Here is an 18,040-nt window from a genome sequence, read left to right as displayed (position 1 = left end):
TCGACAATGCCACACTCGTCACAAAGCCGCCGGATGGCCAGAAGCCAGAGCTCAGGGCAGGTTGGCTTTGGCCAGAATCGATTTCAGGAGTGGTAGCTGCGCCTCACAACTGGCATGCGATCTGTCGTCTAGATCCACTGTGCGCTTGTTTGTGGCCGGAGCAATCAGGACGTCCATGTTCGCGTCGCGGAACACCATCCGCACACTGCATCTGCCACCCTTCTCCTCTGAGACCGTGGCCTTCCGTCCATCAATGTCCATCTCGCGGACCACAGCCCATGCTGGAATCGGCGTTGAGTTGACGAGGTCGCGATCCGGAAGCCTATAGATGGAAATCGATAAAACCGGCAGGACTTTGCTCCACGAACAGCTGACTCCGTTTTGATCGCTGGCGCGTTCCGGTTTGTTGGGTTCAGGGTTACTCGGTCCGCTGTAGTCGATCTGGGAGATCTGCCCAGGCTCCACAAGTGAGCAGGGGTCGATGCTCCGCCAGTCCTTATCGGTCGCCTTATCGTTTCCACATCCGGCGACCAGGGTGCCCGCGGCAACTGCCACAACCAACGCAGTGTATTTGTGCACCAACAACTCCTTGGTCATTCGAGCCAGCTCTCCGGGGCTTGGTCTTCATCGTCAAAGTCGTCGTATAGGTGTCGACTGCTGTCGGAAGGGGGCTGCGGTCTGTCCCAGGAAGGTGCACCCGGTGGGGCGAGCCGACCGGTTGCGAAAGCGAACGGGATCTTCTCGTCGATCAGGTTGACAATCTCCGGTGGCTGTCGTCGGAGCCCTTCCACGATCTCATGCCAAGTGCATTCGCCACGTGAGATCGCGGCCGCAGCTGCGGCCAGTTCGGGTGAAGCGCTCGGACTACGTGCCATCTCGTTCAGACGCGCCTCGTTGACACCCGGGAACGGTTCGATCGGCTCGTCTGCTAGTCGCTTCAGTCTTGCCGCCTGGGTTGCGACATCCGCCAACGCATTCTGGAAACGCCGGATTGCCGCCTCTGCCCCGGGTGGTATATCGCCCTTATCTATCTTCATTAGTCCTCCCATGCTCCGGTACCGGTCAATGCGCTGTATTTATCCTTCGGTGCTCGTGTTATCGCCGTGATATCTCCTGCGCTTATAACGTCCTGGCCCAGGCCCGCAAGCTTGTTCGCTTTATCGCCCTTTTCTTTAACTTTGTCGATACGCTGGTTGATCTCCTTCTCTACAGCGGCCTCCGGATTCTCCAACACCTGGAGTACCGCTTGAGCGGAACGAATCATCTCCTGGATCTTGTCGATCATTGCTGTGACTTCTTGGTAAATATGATAGATGGCCATGCCGAGGTCGTAAGCCTTCTTAGCGCCCCTGACCGCTGCGGCCATCCAGCCGACTCCCGGAATGGCTGCCGTGATTGCAGAGTCTCGAATAAACTTGAGAGCCTGGTCGACAATTTCCTCTTTGAATTTCTTGTTCACGTAGTTCAGCAGATCTACAATGGCCGCCATTGCTTGCTCCACCATCGCACTGAGCACGGCTTCCGATATTCGGCCGATGGGACCCTCCCAAGCCATCGCTTTGGCGAGTCGACCGCCGAAATCTTGATATGAGTCCGCAGCCTTGCCTTGCCAGGTGTGGGCTAGATCGGAATTTCTCGCAGTGAGACTCGCGGCGACTGTTTCCGACGCTGTGCCGGCTTTCTTGAAGCACTCGCCTGCGCGTTCCAGCTCCGCCCAGTTTCCAGCCAGCGGCCCCACCACCTGTTGCAGTGGGCTCCATCCGTCGGTGTCGCTAAATTTTGTTATGTGCTGATTAACCCATGCGGTAACTTCGCGGACGGCCTGGTCGATTTCGGTGAGGATGCCCTTACTCTGATCGATCGCGGCGCGAATATCGGTTGTGCGCGGAGCTGGCAGCTCAGTGTCCGGGTGGTCTCCGGGTGAGAATGGCGTAGCATCTGTCATCGGGTCGACGTGTAACCCGTTGTATCCGCCGTAGTTTTCAATCTTTGAATGCGACTCGGCGAGTTGATCTGCGGTGGCGTGGTCTGTGGCGGTGTATCGCCATGCCGCACGCTTGAGCTCATATGAGATGTAGTCGAGCCCAGTGGTTCGACTGTTGAGCCGCGATTCCATCGCCGCCGAAAATTCCGAGACGGCCTTGTCGATGCCGACAACCGCGATCAATCCGGGCACATCGAACCCGCCATCGCCTTTATAGGAGAAGCTTTGGGGAGCCCGTGCCAGCATCGCCGCTTCCCGCTCGGACAGCCCCAGAATATTGGTTACATTTCCGACGCCGAACAAGTCCTTCGGTTCTACCTTGAACATGAATGAAGCCCGGTCCCCTCAGTTGTGATTCTATTTAGATAGTCGGTGTTCTATAATTGCTGTTCCTGATTCGATGTCAGTGATTCTTTACCCCCCGTAGTGGACATTCGGTGGTTTTACATTGGTGGATCCAGTAATTTGCCGACCCCCGAAACCTGTGTGATCACCCGCCGTATCCTTCGCTCGGGTGCAGGGATGCGATGATCTGATCGGTGACTGTCGGATCGAGGGCGCCGGGCAGGCCTTGGTGTAATTCGACCATCAGGATCATGACCTCGGCTGTGGCGTAACCGGGTGTGGCGACGATGTCGAAGAGACTGGTCGGCGGCCCGCACTTCCTTTCCTTCGGTATGTCGGTCACGATCGCGGTGTATCGCACGGCGGGGCGCCCAGCTACCGTGATTTGCGTCGGCCCCACGTACTGGACCTTCGGCTTGAACCGTTCACCGCTCGACGCGAAGATCCGCTCGGCAAGGTGCACATGGTCGCGAGCCGCGGTATCTAGGTCGACACCGCTGCGTCCGGTAGCACCGGCTACCGCGAGCCCTTCGAATTTATCCTCGGGGCAGTAGCCTGCGCCGAATGTGCCGATCGTGCTGTATCTACTGATCTCCCCACGATCGCTTTCCCAGCCGGTAACTGCGCTGTATTCGTTCTTCCAGTCGGGCGGAATCTCATAGGTGAGACCGTATTTCGTGGCAATAGGCTGGTCCGCGCCCGGCGGGACGTCGATCTTAGGTGGCGGCAATTCGATCAGGGAAAGGCCGGGTGGCGCCGTCGGCCTCGGTACCTTCGAGCTGGTGGTCGACCGGGTGGTGGCGGTCAGCGGCGATTGTGGTGCGTCTTGGTCCTGGCCGCAGCCAGCTGACAGCGTGAGTGCTGACAGGGCTGCGACCGTCACGGTGAGCGAAAGAACTTGCTGTACAACCGACTTCGAATGGCGATCACCAGGCATCGTCTTCGTCCTCCCTGAGCCGTTTCGCAGCTTTGTCAATCCAGGCCGTGAATTGGGCTGCCAAATCCTGGGGGGCGGTGGGGCGGACCTTGATCTGGTCGATCTTGCGGACTTCGGTGTAGCGGCCGTCGTCGGTGATGTCGTACCACTGCAAGGTTTCCCAGGGTTCTGGGCGGTCGAGGATTGAGCCGGTGTAGAGGGCGGCGCTGCCGCCGCCGTCGGAGGGGCGGCCGAGGAGGCGGCGATAGCGTTCGCGGGGGGAGGATCTGGTGTCGTCCGTGTAGTGGCCGTCGCGGGGTGGCTTGGCGTCGTCCTCGTGGAAGGTGGCGGGGGACTGGGTGCCGGGGTTGGCAGGTAAGAGCCAGTTGATGATTCGGGTGGGGAGGTGTTCGTGGCGGCACATGCGCAGGCGGATCGGGCCGTCGGTGTCGTCCATGACGGATTGGGAGAGGACGACGGCGTGCTGAGGGTTGCGGGCAGCGAGGATGCGGTACTGGCGGACCGCGGCGTTCTTTGTCCGTGTTGTGCCGCCGAGGATTTCGATGCGGATGTCCGAGGTCGTCAGGGTGTGGATGGCGAGACGGATCTGATCCATTTCGTCGAAGGAGTAGCTGTTGCAGACCTTTTCGCGATGCGCGTCGAAATCTTCGAGATAGCGGAAACGGCTGAGGTAGTGCAGTGGGCGTGGGAAGCGGTCGTTGGCGTCGCTATACCAGAGGGCGGCGAAATCGTCTGGTTCCCAAGTCCATTCAGCCATGTGTGATCCATTCAGTAATGCGGGTAGCGCAGTAGCTTTGTTCTCGTCCGGTGCAGTCGATCGACTATCGATCGGTGCCGGGTGGATCCTCTGCGGGCTTTACCTGGGCCGCGGCATACCTCGCGCCGAGCACGCCACCAGGAATAGTCGGGGGCGTTTCACCGAGGAGTTCGATGGTGTTCTCGTCGGTCTTCAGGTAGTCGGGCGACTGGTGTTCGGAATCGTCTTCGCCTTTTCCACGGCCGCCACCGGGGGACATCATGCCGGGGGAGCCTGCCGCGCCGCGAGCAGCGGTGGCGCCGGCGGGGACCGTTGGTCTGCCGGTCGTACCCGGGCTGCCAGCGGTGCCGGGAATGCTTCGGCCCGGGCTTGCTGGTTGCTTCGTAGGACTGCCGGGGCTCCCGGGACTGCCAGGACTTCGCGGGGTGAGACCCGTTGGAACGCCCGGGGTTGTCGGGTGGGTGGTGGTCGGCGTTGTCGGTGTGGTGGAGCTGGGAGATTTCGGCGCAGTCGTGTCGGCGGCAGTGGTGCTCGCCGCAGTTGTCTGCTGCTTTGTGGGGTCGGTCTGGCTCTGGTTTTGGTTGGACTGGTCGGAGGTGGACTTCTCCGCCGTGGGGGAGCCGGACTCGACCTTTTTCTGGTCGTCAGAAGTTTGGCTCGGCTGGTTGGGTTGACCCGTGTTGTTGTTCGGATCGGTGGTGTTGTCGCTGGTGCCGGAGGGCTGGTTTTTGTGGACGACGGGTGGGACGTCGGATTGCTGGACGAGATCGACTGGGCGCGGCAATACCGGCAGCGACTTGTCGGCCTGGGCTAACCCATCGACGTAGTAGGTGCGCATAATGGTTCGCGCTTGCTCTTCGGCGTCGTTGCGCTTGTTCTCAAAGCTGGAGCGGAAGGGTGGCCAACCCTTGGGGTTGTACCAACTCGGGTCGCCTTGATGCTCGGGTATCCCTGTTTTGACGTCAACGGCAGCCTGGGCGGTGTCGGTGATGATCTTGCTGATCGAGCCGAACGTGCTGGTGAGCTGGTCGGCTTTCGTCGTGTAGTTGACAATCGCCTTCTTCGAAGCCTCCGCGGCTTGCCCTTCCCACGACTCGGCGATGGACGACATCATTCGCTGGCGGAAGGTGTCCAACCCCTGGGTCCACTTTTGCTGCGCCTGTAGGTATTTGGTGGCGGCGTCGTTAGCAGTGGTGGTTTCGACCGGTTCGAAGGCATCGCGGATTTCCGTGTGCCGGAAGCCCTTTGGGTTCTCGGTCCGCGGTGGAATCTGCGGCGGCTCGGTGCCGGTCATTTGTTGTCTCCAGGGATCGGGCCGGTGACGCCGGGTTGGCCGTTGCGGTCGGGTAGTTGGTCTAGCCGAGCGATCTCCGCATTGAATCGGGCTGCGAATTCGGTATCTTGGGCGATATACCGATCGCGGATGGCGGCGTGTAGTTGGCGAATGTCCTCGACGGCGCGCCAATGCTCCTCGAGCACTGTCTTGAAATCGTCGCCACCTGGGTGATCACTGGACTTCGCACGGAAACGGTTGGCCATCGTGGGTGCCGACGTCAGCGTGGAGCCGGGATGATCGCCGAAACCCCAGGTACCGATTCGGCCGATGTCCCTCATACTCTGCTGGATTTTTCGGATCGTCTCTTGGAAGTCCGTGCACTCACGATCGAGCTTGGCGAAGTCCTCTGCGTTCATGCGTACCGCCAGCCGACCGTCTTTGGCTTCGGTGATAAGGCTTGCGAGCGGGCTCGGAGCCGGTTGATCGGCCATCGTGTTCCTCCCCTTGAATTGATTCAGCCGATCGTCACGCGTTCGCTGGAATACTTGGTGCGACCTTGTCCGCGAGCGTCCGGGCCAGTTGGCAAGCATCTATATTGCCGGTGGCGGGATTCGACTTTGGATTGTCCAGAGAGAAGTCGAGGCTTCCGCCCTTCATCTCCACGTTGACTACGCATGCTGCGTCGTCGCTGGCCTGGTGGGTAGATATGGCCCGGCGACTGCCAGCGGTGAACTCGCTCGTATCCCTGAAGTTCTTAGCTCGTACCATGTCGAGAGTGAGGTTGGATGCCGTGATGGCTACTGCATAACCGCCACCGCCGCGGACAACCCAACCGCAACCTCTCCACATAACCCCTCCTGGCGCGTCCGTGTCGGCACGGCCGGTGGCCTTGAGATTCTCAGAGGCCAGCACGTCTGCAGGTATTCCTGTGCACGGATCGAACCCATGCGGCACGTCCGCTGCCAAGGATGGCGCGGTGGCGCTGGTCGCATTGCCTGAGGTCGACGTGCTCGGCGGCCCGTCCTTGCCGTCCTGACATCCCGCCAGAGCCAGCGTCACACCCAAAGCAAGGGTCATCGCGCGCAGCCTATTTCCCCTGCTCAACATCGGCGTCCCCTTCGCAGCCAGCTGACGACATGAGTATGAGGGGTATGCCATCCCCCCATAACTATGGGGCAGACCCTACCGCTCGGCTCGAAGCGACTGCAAACAACCCGAGTGTTACGAACAGATGGTGTTCGACATTCGTACTGGCCAGGGGTCGGCGGCGATCGGGTCTAGTGGCAGCCTGGCAGTCGGCGGCGGCCTGAGCGGACATCGGTGGCGAGATCCTCGTATCCGACCGCTAGTTCTGCGAGGCGCTCCCACGCATCCCAGAGATCCCATTCGCAGGCGCTGAGGAGAGCGGCGTAGGCGGCGGCGGTGCACTGGGCGAGCCGGTCGATTACCTCGCCGACGGTTTCTGTGTGTACCGAGGCGGCGCCGTGGGAGGGCGGTAGTTGTTTGTCGATCCAGGTGTCGATGGAGTGGACCAGGTCGGTGCGTTGCCGGTCTGTTTCCTCGTGTGCGCAGCAATCCTCGGAAAGTCTGCGTTCGTGCAGGATTGTGAGGGTGCGGGCGGTGTGGAGGAGCGGGTGGTCGTTCGGCACTTCGCCTCGACATGCTTGTAGCAGTTGGTTTTTCGTGGGGAACGGGTTGCTCAACGGAGGGGCTCCCGAGGTGCGCAGGCCTGCACCGCTGCGATGATCGTCAGTCCGGACGGGCGGAAGGTGTCGCGGGGTGGGATCACCCATTGCCGGTGAGCGGGGCCGTCGGCGGGGGATGGCAGGGCGATTTCGCCGCCGAAGGGAACGATCGAGACATTGAGGTGCAGTAGGGCCGGAGCGAGGCGAATGTCGTTCGGTAGGTCGGGGCGCACCAGGTAGGTCCAGCGATGTGAGCGGACGTGCGCGACGATCGGCCCGAGGGTGAATCGCCTGTGCAGCAAGTCATCTCGTACTCGCTGGCCTAGTGCGGCGGGCATGGTGATGCCGCCGACGAGGCCCGCCTTGATGACAATACGGCCGATTTCCGGATGGATTCCGGCTGGGAGACCGCATGTTCGCCGGTAATAGGCGCATCGGGTGGTGGGTGTATCCGCGAACGCCGCAATGTTCATGGGAACCTCGCATTGCAATTGGTTGTTTTGGAATGCACCAGTCAGGAACTTTTGATTCCTTGCTCCATTCCCGACCGGCGCGCAACAAGAACACCATCGAATGGCCAAGCAGCGATCTCATAACAAGAATTCTCGGGAAAGTGCTCCGAATTCCCAGAGGAAGTGCCACCCTGGGACCGCTTGTTTCCCAAGGCAAGACGACAGTAGGGGCGTGACATGAGTGATGAAGGTGGCTCGACCCTGCCGCGACGGCAGCTGGGTCGGTATCTCCGCGAGGGGCGCAACGAGGTTGGCCTGACCCTCGAACAGGTAGGGACCATGATGCAATGGAGTAAAAGCAAGCTCTCTCGCATCGAGAAAGGTGCAAGTGGGGGAACTCTTCGTGAGCTCGATATCAGCGAACTGTGCCGTGTCTATGGATTCGATGATGACCGAACGATGGCCATGGTCAGACTTGCGGAGCAGGCGGACGCGAAGTGTTGGTGGCACACGTACGACGATGTGATCCGCAAAAGCTTCAACATGTATGTGGGCCTGGAGTCTTCAGCGACGTCTTTGATCATGTTCCGACCGGACTTGGTGCCTGGCCTGCTCCAGATCCCTGACTATGCAAGGGCTCTCGATCGGACCTATTTCCCCGCAGACTCCGCCGATGATCTTGATCGACGGGTGCAGCTCCGAATCAAGCGGCAGGCCATCATCACTCGGCGTTCACGTCCGATAGCCGTCGAAGTGGTGTTGCACGAATCGGCCATACGCACCGTGGTCGGTGGACCTAAGACGATGGCGGCGCAGCTCAAACATATCGCTGACCTGAGCACATACACCAATGTGACTGTGCGGGTGCTCCCGTTCGCAGCCGGGTTTCCTGTGGGTTTGTACGTTGGGCCGTACGTACTCTTGAACTTCGGACTGGGTAACAACGGCCAGGAGGTTGCGCCAGCTGTCGTATTCGTCGAGGGGTATACCGGCGACATGTATTCTGAACGGGCGCAGGACATGCGGATGTACCAGAAAGCGTTTGCAGCGATGCAGCGCGCTTCGTTGGACGAAGTAGCGAGCAGGATCCTGTTTCGGCAGGCGGCGAAGGAGTTTGGGGCATGAACGGTGATCTGTCCACTGCCAAATGGTTCAAGAGCGAGCGCAGCGCTGGTGGTTCGGAATGCGTCGAAGTCGCCTTCCTCGACGGCGACATGATCGGCGTCCGCGACTCCAAGGACCCCACCGGCCCGGCTCTGGTCTTCACGCCAGCCGAGTGGGAAACCTTCACCGCCCGTATCAACACCGGCGAGTTCAACCGGCCGTAACCGGCTCTGCCGCAGGAACTTCAACCCTCGCGACGCGCTGAGGAGGGGGCTCCGTGGAGCCGACAGCCGAGCAAGTCGAACCAGTGGCGCGCACCAGCGTGCGCCTACTGCTAGTCGATGACAAGGACCGCCTACTCCTGTTCGCCAGTCACGACGACTCCGACGGCCACCGCTACTGGTATCCGATCGGCGGCGGGATCGAGGAGGGCGAGACGCTGGCAGAGACGGCCGTCCGGGAGGCATGGGAAGAAACCGGGCTCATCGATTTCCAGTTGGGCCCAGAGGTGTGGCGGCGGCGGGCGACTGCCTCGTGGGGAGACGTCATGTACGACTGCCGGGAGCACTACTTTCTTGTCCGGGTAGACAGTTTCGACGTCGATACCTCGGGTTTCACCGAGAACGAGCGCGAGACGGTCACGGGGCACCACTGGTGGACCTTGGACGAGATGAGCGCGACCGGTGATCGGCTGGTGCCCAGGGATTTGCGATCGTTGCTGAGTGACTTGCTGGTGTCCGGCCCGCCCGATGAGCTGATCTTTCTGACGACCTAGCGCCGCGTCGGCCGGTCGATGCGTGACTCCCGATCGACAGTGACCTGTGCGCGTAGCGTTGGGCGGAACGAATAACGGCGGTCGGGCTGTGGGTTGCACCGGATTCGGCCCGGGATCGGGAGGTTTCGGATGTTGAGTGTGTTTTCTTCGCCGGGGCATTACGTGCAGGGCCGCGCGGCGACCGAACAGCTCGGGGCGGAGATGACGCGGCTCGGGATCGGCGGGCCGGTCACGATCGTGGCGGGGCGAAGCGCGCAGCGGTTGCTGACCGAGGCGTGGGATCGCTCGTTGACGGACGCGAAGATCGCTTACTCCGTTCATCTTTCGAACGGGGAGTGCACCAGGGCGGAGATCGCCAGGATCACCGAGGGCGTGCGGGAGAACGGCAGCACAGTGGTGTTGGGTGCGGGCGGTGGAAAGGTGCTCGACTCGGCGCGAGTTGTCGCCGATGATCTCGGCCTGCCGATGATCAGCTGTCCGACCACCGCGTCGAGTGATGCCCCGTGCAGCGCGTTGTCCGTGATCTACACCGACGCTGGCGAAGTCGAAACTTCCCAACTGCTGCGCCGCAACCCCGCACTTGTTCTCGTCGACACCTCCGTCATCGCCCAGGCGCCCGCGCGGCTGCTCGCCTCCGGCATGGGTGACGCGCTCGCCACCTGGTTCGAGGCGCGCACCTGCTCCGCCGCGCAGGTGCGCAATCTGCGTGGAGGCGCGTCCACGCGCAGCGCGACCGCTCTGGCCGAGCTCTGCTATCGCACGCTGCTGGCCGACGGCCCGCAGGCGCTGGCCGCCGTGCGCGAGCACGCCATCACCCCGGCGTTCGAGCGGATCGTCGAAGCCAACACCTTGCTGTCGGGTCTCGGCTTCGAATCCTCGGGTCTGGCCGCCGCACACGCGGTGCACAACGGGTTGACCGCCGCACCGCAAACCCACGAGTTCCTGCACGGTGAGAAGGTCGCCTTCGGCGTCGTCACGCAGTTGGTGCTGGAGGGTGCGCCCGCCGCCGAGATCGACGCGGTCCTCGGGTTCTGCACCGAGGTCGGTCTGCCGACCACGCTCGCCGCGCTCGGCTTGGCCGACGCCGACGAAGCGACATTGGCCGCGATCGCGACCCGCGCCACCGCGCCGAACGAGTCGATGCACAACGAACCCTTCGCCGTCGACGCCGCGATGACCGTCGACGCCATCCGCGCCGCCGACGCCATCGGCCGAGCGCACTAGGCCGCGAGCGGCATAAGTCCAACGCCGAAAGGCGCGCACCGTGGTGTGCCACGCGCACCGATCCCTATGAACCGCGTCACTAACGAACCACGACCGGGTTAACGTCCGAGCACTTCCGCGGGATTTCGACATAGAAACCTCACCTTCCCGCAAGCATGTCGTCACCGTCCGTCGGGAAACCTGTCAGTAGTCCTTCGCTATTCTGGCGGTGGAACCCGAAGCCAATGGCGGGCAAACCGCCGGGGAGGACGTTCGGTCCGGTGCACATCAGCAGAGTCGCGGAGCACCCGCGACCGGATCATGTGTTGTTCCACTTCAGCGACACCCATGTGATTGCCGGCGACGGCGATCTATACGGTGACGTCGACGCGGACCAGCGATTACGCCAGTTACTCGCGCAGGCCGCGGCCAGTCGGATCCAGCCGACCGCGATCGTGTTCACCGGTGATCTCACCGACAAGGGTGAGCCCGCGGCGTACGACAAGCTCAAGGCGCTCATCGAGCCGTTCGCGAGAAGTTTGCCAGCGCCCATCGTGTGGGTCGCGGGGAACCACGATGACCGCAGTCTCCTGCGCCGCAAGCTGCTCGGCGAGCGCGCCTCGACCGCGCCGCTGGACCGGGTCCACCTGATCGACGGCCTGCGCATCATCGCCCTGGACACCTCTGTCCCCGGCCACCATTACGGCGAGATCTCCGACGAACAGCTGGACTGGCTGCGTTCGGTGCTTTCCGAACCGGCCCCGTTCGGCACCATCCTGGCCATGCATCACCCGCCCGTGCCCTGCGTGCTGGACCTCGCGGTGACCGTCGAGCTGCGCGACCAGCGCAGGCTGGCCGACGTGCTCGATGGCAGCGACGTCCGCGCCATCCTGGCCGGTCACCTGCACTTCTCGACCAACGCGACGTTCGCGGGCATCCCCGTCTCGGTGGCGTCGGCGACCTGCTACAGCCAGGACCTCGGCGTCGAGCAGGGCGGCCAGCGCGGTCGCGACGGCGCGCAGTCCTTCAACTATGTGCACATCTACCCGGACACCGTGGTGCACTCGGTGGTCCCGATCGACCGCGGCGCGACGGTCGGCAACCCGTCGACCGCGGCGGAGGCGGCCAGGACGCTCGCGGCGGAGGGGATCGTGATCCCGCCCGCCGCGCGCATCCCGCATGTCATGCGGCGCCGGGCGACGACTCCGGAATCGGACGACGAGTCGGTGCGCTGAGCCGCTCCCACGGCGCCGGATCCGGGAAGTAGCGCGACAGGAACGCCGAAACCGCGAGCACCCGATCGGTTTCGGAGATCTCGGGGAAACTTCCGTCGTTCAGGCAGAAGAAGTCGACGTTGCGTTTCCGCGCGATCCCGTCCAGCAGCGAGAGCCCCTTGCGGCTCGTCGTGTCGACGTAGCGCACCTTCGCCGTCTCCTGCGGCACCGCACGTCCGGTCAGCATCGCGTAGTAGTGATACAGCGAGTTGGTGACGGAAATGTCGGTGGCCGAACGGAATCGGCTGGTCCTGGTCCGCGCGAAGTCAGCGGCGAACTCGTCTTCCATCTCCAGCAATACGCTGCGGCGCAAGGGAACCGGCGTGTGCTCGAGATGCCGGGAGATGATGTGCCCGAACCGCTCGGCGAGCAGTTCCCGGTTCACCCGTGCGGCGTTCTCGAAGCCGCTGCGCCGCTCGTTGTTGCGGCCCGGCCCGATCCTGGTGTCCGCCTCGATGAATCGGCTGATGCCCGCCGAGGTGAAGAACATCGACGGACGCACCGGACGCGCGAAGAACATGTCGTCGTTGGAGTACAGGAAGTGCTCGCTGAGCCCCTCGATGTGCTGCAACTGGCTTTCCACCGCATGGGAATTGAAGGTCGGCAGCCCGCTGGCGTCCGAAAAGTGGTCCAGCGCACGGACAATCGTCACCCGAGGGTGGTCGGCGAGCCAGGCGGGCATGGTGGAGTCGGTGGCGATGAAGATCCGCCGGATCCACGGCGCGTTCTTGTCCACCGACCGCAGTGCGTATTTCAGCTCGTCGATCTGCCGGATGCGCGCGTCCGCGTCGTCACCCTCGCCGACCACCACCTGCGCGAGCATGCCCGCGCGGCGGGCCCGGAACTCCGGGTCCGAACCGTCCACCCAGGAGAACACCAGGTCGATGTCGAAGCTCACGTCGCTCGGCTGCGGCGCGAACATGTCCACCAGGGTCGGCCAGGCCCGATCGAACAGCAGCACCTGCGTCTGCTCGACATCGGCGAGGTCGAACATGGTGCGGGTCAACGCGTTCGGGCGCGGGCACTCGACCGTGTCGCCGTGGTACTGCCACAGCTCCAGGTCGACCCGATGCGCCGGATCGCTGTCGCGCCCGATCCGGAAGACGTTGTGCTGCACCTCTTCACACGCGAACCCGGCGGCGATCGCGCCGGCCGTCACCCGGCGCACCATCAGGTGATGTGCCGCGTCGGTGGCCAGCACGAGCCGCTGCCCGCGGTCGCGCACCAGCAGGAACGGCACCTCCGCCGCCGCGAGCTCGGAGCGCAGGTAGCCCAAATCCTCGATCATCGAGGCCGATACGACGAGATTGCCCGCCATCGGCCGGGTCTGCAGCTCTACCGCTGCGGGATTCACAGCCCCCATGTCCATCATCAGCTTGTTCTCCACATTCGTTCGTGCTCCGTTGGGGCCAACTACCTAGGCACCGCGCTGGGAGCCGAGCGGCCGCACCGCCGACGGACGCACCGTCGGCTGTGTAGCGCCGCGCCCGGCGCGGTCGCATTCAGAAGTGGGGCACGATGCCGTAGCGCAGGAACGAATTGATCACGCGGTATGTAGACGACAGGTAAACCATTCGTTTTCACCTCACTCACGGCAGAACGCATAGCGTCAGATGGGTGTGCCGCAACCGTGCGCGCGGGCGAGTCTACGACCGAGCGTGCGCACGGGTGACAGCACGCTGGGCCGGACAATCATCGGCCGGCAAAGAGAAGATGTCCCAGACAACAATGGGGACTGTACGAATGATGCATCGACGGTGACATTTCGTCAATCGGGACACTCCGTCTCACCCGCTGCCGTTCCGCTGCCTATGGGACCGTCCCTGCGCCCCGATGGCCGCGCTTGGCCTGGTAATGGCCGGTCAGGGGGCTGTTCTGGGCCGTCAGGCATCGAATCGGCTGGTCAGTTGTCGTGACAGGCATCATGCCCGGCCCGGCCCTGGATGGCGAGGGGGTGGCGACGAAGAGACAATTTAATTAGGCTAGGCTCACCAACCTTGCGGAGAAGGGAGTGCACCGCTGTGCGCGTCGTCATTCTGTTCGGATCCGAGATGGGCACGGCCGAAACCGTCGCAGACAGCGTCGCCGACGCGCTCTGCGCGCACGACGTTTCGGTGTACGACCTGGGCGACTTCGCCGTGGACGACCTCGACGTGCACGACTTCCACGTCATCGTGTGCTCGACCTACGGCGACGGCGACCTGCCCACCGGCGCGGAACGGTTCTTCGACGAGCTCACCGCGGCCGCGCCCGATCTGACCGGACTGAGCTTCGCGGTCTTCGGCCTCGGCGACAGCATCTACGGCGACACCTTCAACCGCGGCGGCGAGACTGCGGCCGAGAAGCTCATCGAGTGTGGCGCCGGTCAGATCGGCGAGCACGCACGCCACGACGCGTCGACCGAAATCCGGGCGAAAGACATGGCCCGTGACTGGGTGGCAACGCTGCCCATCCCCGCGCTCGCCTCGGCCTGATAGTCCGCTGAGAGCAGTCCGGACGGGTGCAGCGCCAGCGGACAAGCGGCCCAGCACTTTAGACTGCTATCAAGCGCGGCACAGCCCGTCGCGCTCGACGATCCATGAGGTGACGAAGATGGTAGCCGGAGCGAGCCACGTGCAACGTCAAGACCACTCGACAGATCAGGACGATCATCCCGAGTTGGACGTGCTACCGGAATGGCCCCTGGAGACGATCGCGGTGCTGGTGACCACCGATCCGGGGCCGCACGCCATCCCGGTGTCCTGGCCGGTGCGGGCCGGCGATCGGCAGATCCTGATCAGCCTCAAGTTCGATCGGGGTTCGCTCGCCCGATTACGCGAACGCCCGGAGGTGGCGTTACTGATCCTCGGCGGCGGCAATGTCGCGCTGTGCGCGCGGGGCACCGCGCGGGTCATCGCCGAGCAGATGCCCGACGCCGCCGACTACGTGGCGGTCCGGATCGATGTCGAGGCGATCGACGACCATCGGCAGTCGGCCTTCGCGGTGGCCAACGGCATCCAGCGCAACGTGCTCGACTCGGCTGAACTGCACGCCCTGGAAGGCCGCGTGAGCACCCTGCGTACCTGGGCAAACGACCAAAACTGAACCCGCACAACAATTCCGGGATTCACGACAATAATCGGAAATGAAGGCGGCGCGACCGGGCCGCAGGGAAGGGACTCATGAGCGTCACATTGGCCAAAGGCGGAAATGTTTCGCTGTCTAAGCAGGCAGCCAACCTGAGCAAGGTCGCGGTGGGCCTCGGCTGGGACACGCGCACCACCACGGGCGCCGACTACGACCTGGACGCCAGCGCGCTGGCCACCGGGCCGGACCTGAAGGTGCTGTCGGATCAGCATTTCGTCTTCTACAACAACCTGCGCTCGCCGGAGGGCTCGATCGAGCACACCGGCGACAATCTCACCGGCGAGGGTGAAGGCGACGACGAGGTGATCAACGTCGACCTCAGCGCCACCCCGCCGACCATCACCAACATCTTCTTCCCGGTCTCCATCCACGACGCCGACGCGCGCAGCCAGTCGTTCGGGCAGATCCGCAACGCGTTCATCCGGGTCACCGACGCGGCGACCGGCGTGGAACTGGCCCGCTACGACCTCACCGAGGATGCCTCGACCGAAACCGCGATGGTGTTCGGCGAGCTGTACCGGCACAACAACGAGTGGAAGTTCCGCGCCATCGGCCAGGGGTACGCCTCCGGGCTCGCGGGTATCGCCCGCGATTACGGCGTGCATATCTGATCTCGACGATCACGGCGCCGCGAACTCCCCGCGGCGCCGTGGATCAGCTTGGGCTGCTGAGGCTTTCCGGCGCTGCTGTGATCACCGGCGGGCAGTCGCGTTCCCTGCCGTCGAGCAGCGCGAAGTACCGGCGGAGCATGAGGCCCGCCGTGGTGGCCAAGCCCGCGGTGAGACCCCACCAGACGCCCGCCGCGCCGAGGCCGGCCGGGTAGGCCAGCAGCAGAGCCACCGGCAGGCCGACACACCAATAACCGATGACCGACAGCCGGAAGCCCGCGTTGGTCTCCTTCAGGCCACGCAGCAGTCCGGTGCCGATGTTTTGCGCGGCATCGAAGAACTGCAGCACGATGCCGATCAGCAGCAGGGTGTGCGCGATCTGAATGGTGTCGGTGTCGCTCGAGTTGAGGAACGGGCGCAGCACGAGATCGGGCGCGATCACGTACACCGCACCGGTGATCGCGGCCACGATGGCGACGTGGCGCAATGCCAGCCAAGCCAGCGCCTTCGCGTGCTGATACTCGTCGCGCGTGACGGCGTGGCTGACCAGGATCGAGGCGCCGTGCGACAGGCCGATGGCGACCTGGAACACGATGTAGATGATCTGGTAGACGATGTTGTGCGCGGCCAGCGCCGCCGGGCCGATGCTGCCCATGACGAGGGCGAGCACCGAAAACATGCCCGCCTCGGAGCCATAGGTGAGCGCGATCGGCCCGCCGAGCCGCAGCTCGGCGAGAACGGTGGAGCGCCGCACCGGCCACGGCCGCACCGGCAGCGTCGCGCCCAGTCGGGCATCGCGCCGCACCATCGCCCAGAAGACGGCGAAGGTGATCAGGAAGACCAGCGAGGTCGCCACGCCGATACCGGTGAGACCGAGCTCGGGCAGTCCGGCGCGGCCATGGATGAAGGCAACGGCCAGCACCAGATTCAGCACCACCGAGCCGAGCGTGACCAGCAGCAGCGCCTGCGGGCGTTGCATGCCGACGGTGTATTGCCGCAACACCTGGAACCACAGGCAAGGCAACAGACCTGGCGCGAGCGCGACCATCAACGGCCGCGCGTCGGCCAACACGCCCGCGTCCTGGCCGAGCCATTGCAGCGCCCAGCCGAGTCCGATGAGCAGTGCGCCACCGACGATTCCGGCGAGCGTGGCGATCAGAAAGCTCGACCGCAGCACATCTTTGATCTCGTCATCGGGGGATTCGCCACGCTTACCGGCCGAACTCACCGCGGTGGCGATCTGATTGCCGCTCGCGGTGATCAGCCCGACGCACATGGTGCGGATCTGGTTGAACAGCGCGATCGCCAGCCCGCCCGCGGCCACCTGCTGCACGCCGAGCGTGCCCATCAGCACAATGTTGGTGGTGGACACCGCGATCTGCGCCAACTGCGTCATCGCGATCGGCGTGGCAAGCGCGGTCAGCCGCCGACTGTCCGCACGGTAGCCCGACAAATTCAGCGGGCGCTTCATCGCGCCTGAGCGAGTTCGGCGGGGCGGGTGGCGGGGGCGAAGTGCCGCAGCATCGTTCGTACCTCGGTTTCGGCGGCTGGGTCGAGCAGGTCGCGTTCGGTCATCCAAGCATCGTCGAATACCGTGTCCAGGTACTTCTCGCCGCCGTCGCAGACCAGAGTGACGATCGTTGAGCCGGGCGGGAATTCGTCGAGGCGGCTGAGGGCGGCATGCACCGAGCCGCCCGCCGAGCCGCCGATCATCAGGCCGAGCTCGGCGGCCACCGCGCGGGCGGTGGCGAAGGCGTCGATATCGGCTACCTTGACGCCCTCGTCCAGCAGCGAGTAGTCCACCGCGGTGCCGATGGTGGCGCCGGGCGGCGTGCCGGTGCCGGACTGCCAGTACGGGCCGCCCTCGCCGCCGAACGCGATCGAGCCGACCGGCTCGACGCCGATTACCCGTGCCGGGCAACCGAGTTCGCGCAGCCGGGTCGCGGTACCGAACAGCGAACCGCCGGTGCCGACCGAGGAGAGCAGGATGTCGACCCGCTCCACGTCCTCCAGCAATTCGTCGGCGACCGCGTAGTAGCCGACCGCGTTGGCGTCGTTGTTGTGCTGCTCGGTGAAGTACGCGTCCGGCCGCGCCGCCGCCATCGCCTCGGCCAGGTCTTCCCGCGCCGAGGTCGCCAGATTGTCGTCGCCGTCGTCGGCGACGAACACCAATTCCGCACCCATTGCCCGCATAGCCCGCAACTTGTCCTTACACGCGTGATGATCGACCACTGCGGTAAAGCGATACCCACGTTCGGCAGCTACTACCGCGAGACCGAGTCCGGTGTTCCCGGATGTCGACTCGATGATATGCCCGCCACTTCTCAGCAAACCACGACGCTCCGCATCGAGGACCATCTCGCGGGCCATCCTGATCTTGGCCGCGCCGGTCGGGTTGAACTGCTCGAGCTTGAGCAGTAACCGGGTGCCGGTCGAGGTCGCCGCCAGTTCGAACAGTGGCGTGCGGCCGATCAGATCCGTCACGCGCGTGACGAGCGGCATGGAGTTTCTCCT

The 18,040-nt window shown here is 63.9% G+C and carries 21 protein-coding genes; 8 read left to right on the top strand and 13 right to left on the bottom strand.

Features of this window, described 5'->3' with window-relative positions; translation table 11 throughout:
* Nucleotides 1-51: 51 nt before the first annotated feature.
* The 10 genes from ACIBCN_RS25995 to ACIBCN_RS25950 form a co-directional block, all read right to left on the bottom strand.
* On the bottom strand, nucleotides 52-597 hold the full coding sequence (locus tag ACIBCN_RS25995; protein ID WP_396994258.1) for a hypothetical protein: 546 nt from the start codon (nucleotides 595-597) through the stop codon (nucleotides 52-54).
* Nucleotides 594-1,037, bottom strand: coding sequence for a hypothetical protein (locus ACIBCN_RS25990; RefSeq protein ID WP_396994257.1), 444 nt, complete (start codon nucleotides 1,035-1,037; stop codon nucleotides 594-596). The genes ACIBCN_RS25995 and ACIBCN_RS25990 overlap by 4 nt, the downstream gene beginning before the upstream one ends.
* Entirely contained in the window at nucleotides 1,037-2,311 is a 1,275-nt protein-coding gene (locus ACIBCN_RS25985; protein WP_396994256.1) for a hypothetical protein, read from the bottom strand. The genes ACIBCN_RS25990 and ACIBCN_RS25985 overlap by 1 nt, the downstream gene beginning before the upstream one ends.
* Nucleotides 2,312-2,474: 163 nt before the next feature.
* Nucleotides 2,475-3,059, bottom strand: coding sequence for a hypothetical protein (locus ACIBCN_RS25980; RefSeq protein WP_396994255.1), 585 nt, complete (start codon nucleotides 3,057-3,059; stop codon nucleotides 2,475-2,477).
* A gap of 196 nt (nucleotides 3,060-3,255) precedes the next feature.
* Nucleotides 3,256-4,023, bottom strand: coding sequence for an ESX secretion-associated protein EspG (locus ACIBCN_RS25975; RefSeq protein WP_396994254.1), 768 nt, complete (start codon nucleotides 4,021-4,023; stop codon nucleotides 3,256-3,258).
* A gap of 64 nt (nucleotides 4,024-4,087) precedes the next feature.
* Nucleotides 4,088-5,317, bottom strand: a complete 1,230-nt coding sequence (locus tag ACIBCN_RS25970) for a WXG100 family type VII secretion target (protein ID WP_396994253.1) — start codon at nucleotides 5,315-5,317, stop codon at nucleotides 4,088-4,090.
* Nucleotides 5,314-5,790 carry a hypothetical protein gene (locus tag ACIBCN_RS25965; RefSeq protein WP_396994252.1) on the bottom strand — a complete coding sequence of 159 codons (477 nt, stop codon included), beginning with the start codon at nucleotides 5,788-5,790 and terminating at the stop codon, nucleotides 5,314-5,316. Before ACIBCN_RS25965 ends, ACIBCN_RS25970 begins: the two co-directional genes overlap by 4 nt.
* 34 nt (nucleotides 5,791-5,824) lie before the next feature.
* The gene (locus ACIBCN_RS25960; RefSeq protein ID WP_396994251.1) at nucleotides 5,825-6,376 is read right to left on the bottom strand and encodes a DUF3558 domain-containing protein; all 552 of its coding nucleotides are present in this window, start codon (nucleotides 6,374-6,376) and stop codon (nucleotides 5,825-5,827) included.
* A gap of 200 nt (nucleotides 6,377-6,576) precedes the next feature.
* Nucleotides 6,577-6,948: a DUF4254 domain-containing protein gene (locus ACIBCN_RS25955; RefSeq protein WP_396994250.1), complete on the bottom strand. Its 372-nt coding sequence runs from the start codon at nucleotides 6,946-6,948 to the stop codon at nucleotides 6,577-6,579.
* 50 nt (nucleotides 6,949-6,998) lie between these two features.
* A complete protein-coding gene (locus tag ACIBCN_RS25950) occupies nucleotides 6,999-7,457 on the bottom strand; it encodes a DNA-directed RNA polymerase subunit beta (RefSeq protein WP_396994249.1) in 459 nt (152 codons plus the stop codon).
* A 216-nt stretch (nucleotides 7,458-7,673) separates the two neighbouring features.
* On the opposite strand from ACIBCN_RS25950, the gene ACIBCN_RS25945 reads away from it, so the two are divergent.
* The 5 genes from ACIBCN_RS25945 (at nucleotide 7,674) to ACIBCN_RS25925 (ending at nucleotide 11,753) form a co-directional block, all read left to right on the top strand.
* Nucleotides 7,674-8,561 (top strand): helix-turn-helix domain-containing protein, encoded by an 888-nt coding sequence (locus ACIBCN_RS25945; RefSeq protein ID WP_396994248.1) that lies wholly within the window; start codon nucleotides 7,674-7,676, stop codon nucleotides 8,559-8,561.
* Complete coding sequence (locus tag ACIBCN_RS25940; protein WP_396994247.1) at nucleotides 8,558-8,764, top strand: DUF397 domain-containing protein; 207 nt, start codon at nucleotides 8,558-8,560, stop codon at nucleotides 8,762-8,764. The genes ACIBCN_RS25945 and ACIBCN_RS25940 overlap by 4 nt, the downstream gene beginning before the upstream one ends.
* 53 nt (nucleotides 8,765-8,817) lie before the next feature.
* The gene (locus ACIBCN_RS25935; protein ID WP_396994246.1) at nucleotides 8,818-9,315 is read left to right on the top strand and encodes an NUDIX hydrolase; all 498 of its coding nucleotides are present in this window, start codon (nucleotides 8,818-8,820) and stop codon (nucleotides 9,313-9,315) included.
* A gap of 129 nt (nucleotides 9,316-9,444) precedes the next feature.
* Nucleotides 9,445-10,539, top strand: a complete 1,095-nt coding sequence (locus ACIBCN_RS25930; protein ID WP_396994245.1) for a glycerol dehydrogenase — start codon at nucleotides 9,445-9,447, stop codon at nucleotides 10,537-10,539.
* A 260-nt stretch (nucleotides 10,540-10,799) separates the two neighbouring features.
* Nucleotides 10,800-11,753 carry a phosphodiesterase gene (locus ACIBCN_RS25925; RefSeq protein ID WP_396994244.1) on the top strand — a complete coding sequence of 318 codons (954 nt, stop codon included), beginning with the start codon at nucleotides 10,800-10,802 and terminating at the stop codon, nucleotides 11,751-11,753.
* On the opposite strand, the gene ACIBCN_RS25920 is transcribed toward ACIBCN_RS25925, so the two are convergent.
* Nucleotides 11,701-13,164, bottom strand: a complete 1,464-nt coding sequence (locus ACIBCN_RS25920) for a stealth family protein (RefSeq protein WP_396994389.1) — start codon at nucleotides 13,162-13,164, stop codon at nucleotides 11,701-11,703. The two genes, ACIBCN_RS25925 and ACIBCN_RS25920, sit on opposite strands and share 53 nt — an antisense overlap.
* 649 nt (nucleotides 13,165-13,813) lie before the next feature.
* Here ACIBCN_RS25920 and ACIBCN_RS25915 point away from each other — a divergent pair.
* The 3 genes from ACIBCN_RS25915 to ACIBCN_RS25905 all read left to right on the top strand — a co-directional run bounded on the left by ACIBCN_RS25915 (nucleotide 13,814) and on the right by ACIBCN_RS25905 (nucleotide 15,529).
* Nucleotides 13,814-14,266, top strand: a complete 453-nt coding sequence (locus ACIBCN_RS25915) for a flavodoxin domain-containing protein (RefSeq protein WP_396994243.1) — start codon at nucleotides 13,814-13,816, stop codon at nucleotides 14,264-14,266.
* A 118-nt stretch (nucleotides 14,267-14,384) separates the two neighbouring features.
* Nucleotides 14,385-14,876, top strand: coding sequence for a hypothetical protein (locus ACIBCN_RS25910; RefSeq protein ID WP_396994388.1), 492 nt, complete (start codon nucleotides 14,385-14,387; stop codon nucleotides 14,874-14,876).
* A 77-nt stretch (nucleotides 14,877-14,953) separates the two neighbouring features.
* Nucleotides 14,954-15,529 (top strand): TerD family protein, encoded by a 576-nt coding sequence (locus ACIBCN_RS25905; protein WP_396994242.1) that lies wholly within the window; start codon nucleotides 14,954-14,956, stop codon nucleotides 15,527-15,529.
* A gap of 43 nt (nucleotides 15,530-15,572) precedes the next feature.
* On the opposite strand, the gene ACIBCN_RS25900 is transcribed toward ACIBCN_RS25905, so the two are convergent.
* Entirely contained in the window at nucleotides 15,573-16,997 is a 1,425-nt protein-coding gene (locus tag ACIBCN_RS25900) for an MATE family efflux transporter (protein ID WP_396994241.1), read from the bottom strand.
* Entirely contained in the window at nucleotides 16,994-18,028 is a 1,035-nt protein-coding gene (locus ACIBCN_RS25895) for a PLP-dependent cysteine synthase family protein (RefSeq protein ID WP_396994240.1), read from the bottom strand. The genes ACIBCN_RS25900 and ACIBCN_RS25895 overlap by 4 nt, the downstream gene beginning before the upstream one ends.
* Nucleotides 18,029-18,040: the final 12 nt, after the last annotated feature.

The organism is Nocardia sp. NPDC051052 (genome assembly GCF_044456045.1).
Taxonomy (GTDB): Bacteria; Actinomycetota; Actinomycetes; order Mycobacteriales; family Mycobacteriaceae; genus Nocardia.
The sequence above is the reverse complement of the archived record's forward strand: the minus strand, read 5'-3'. Positions and strand labels throughout refer to the sequence as shown.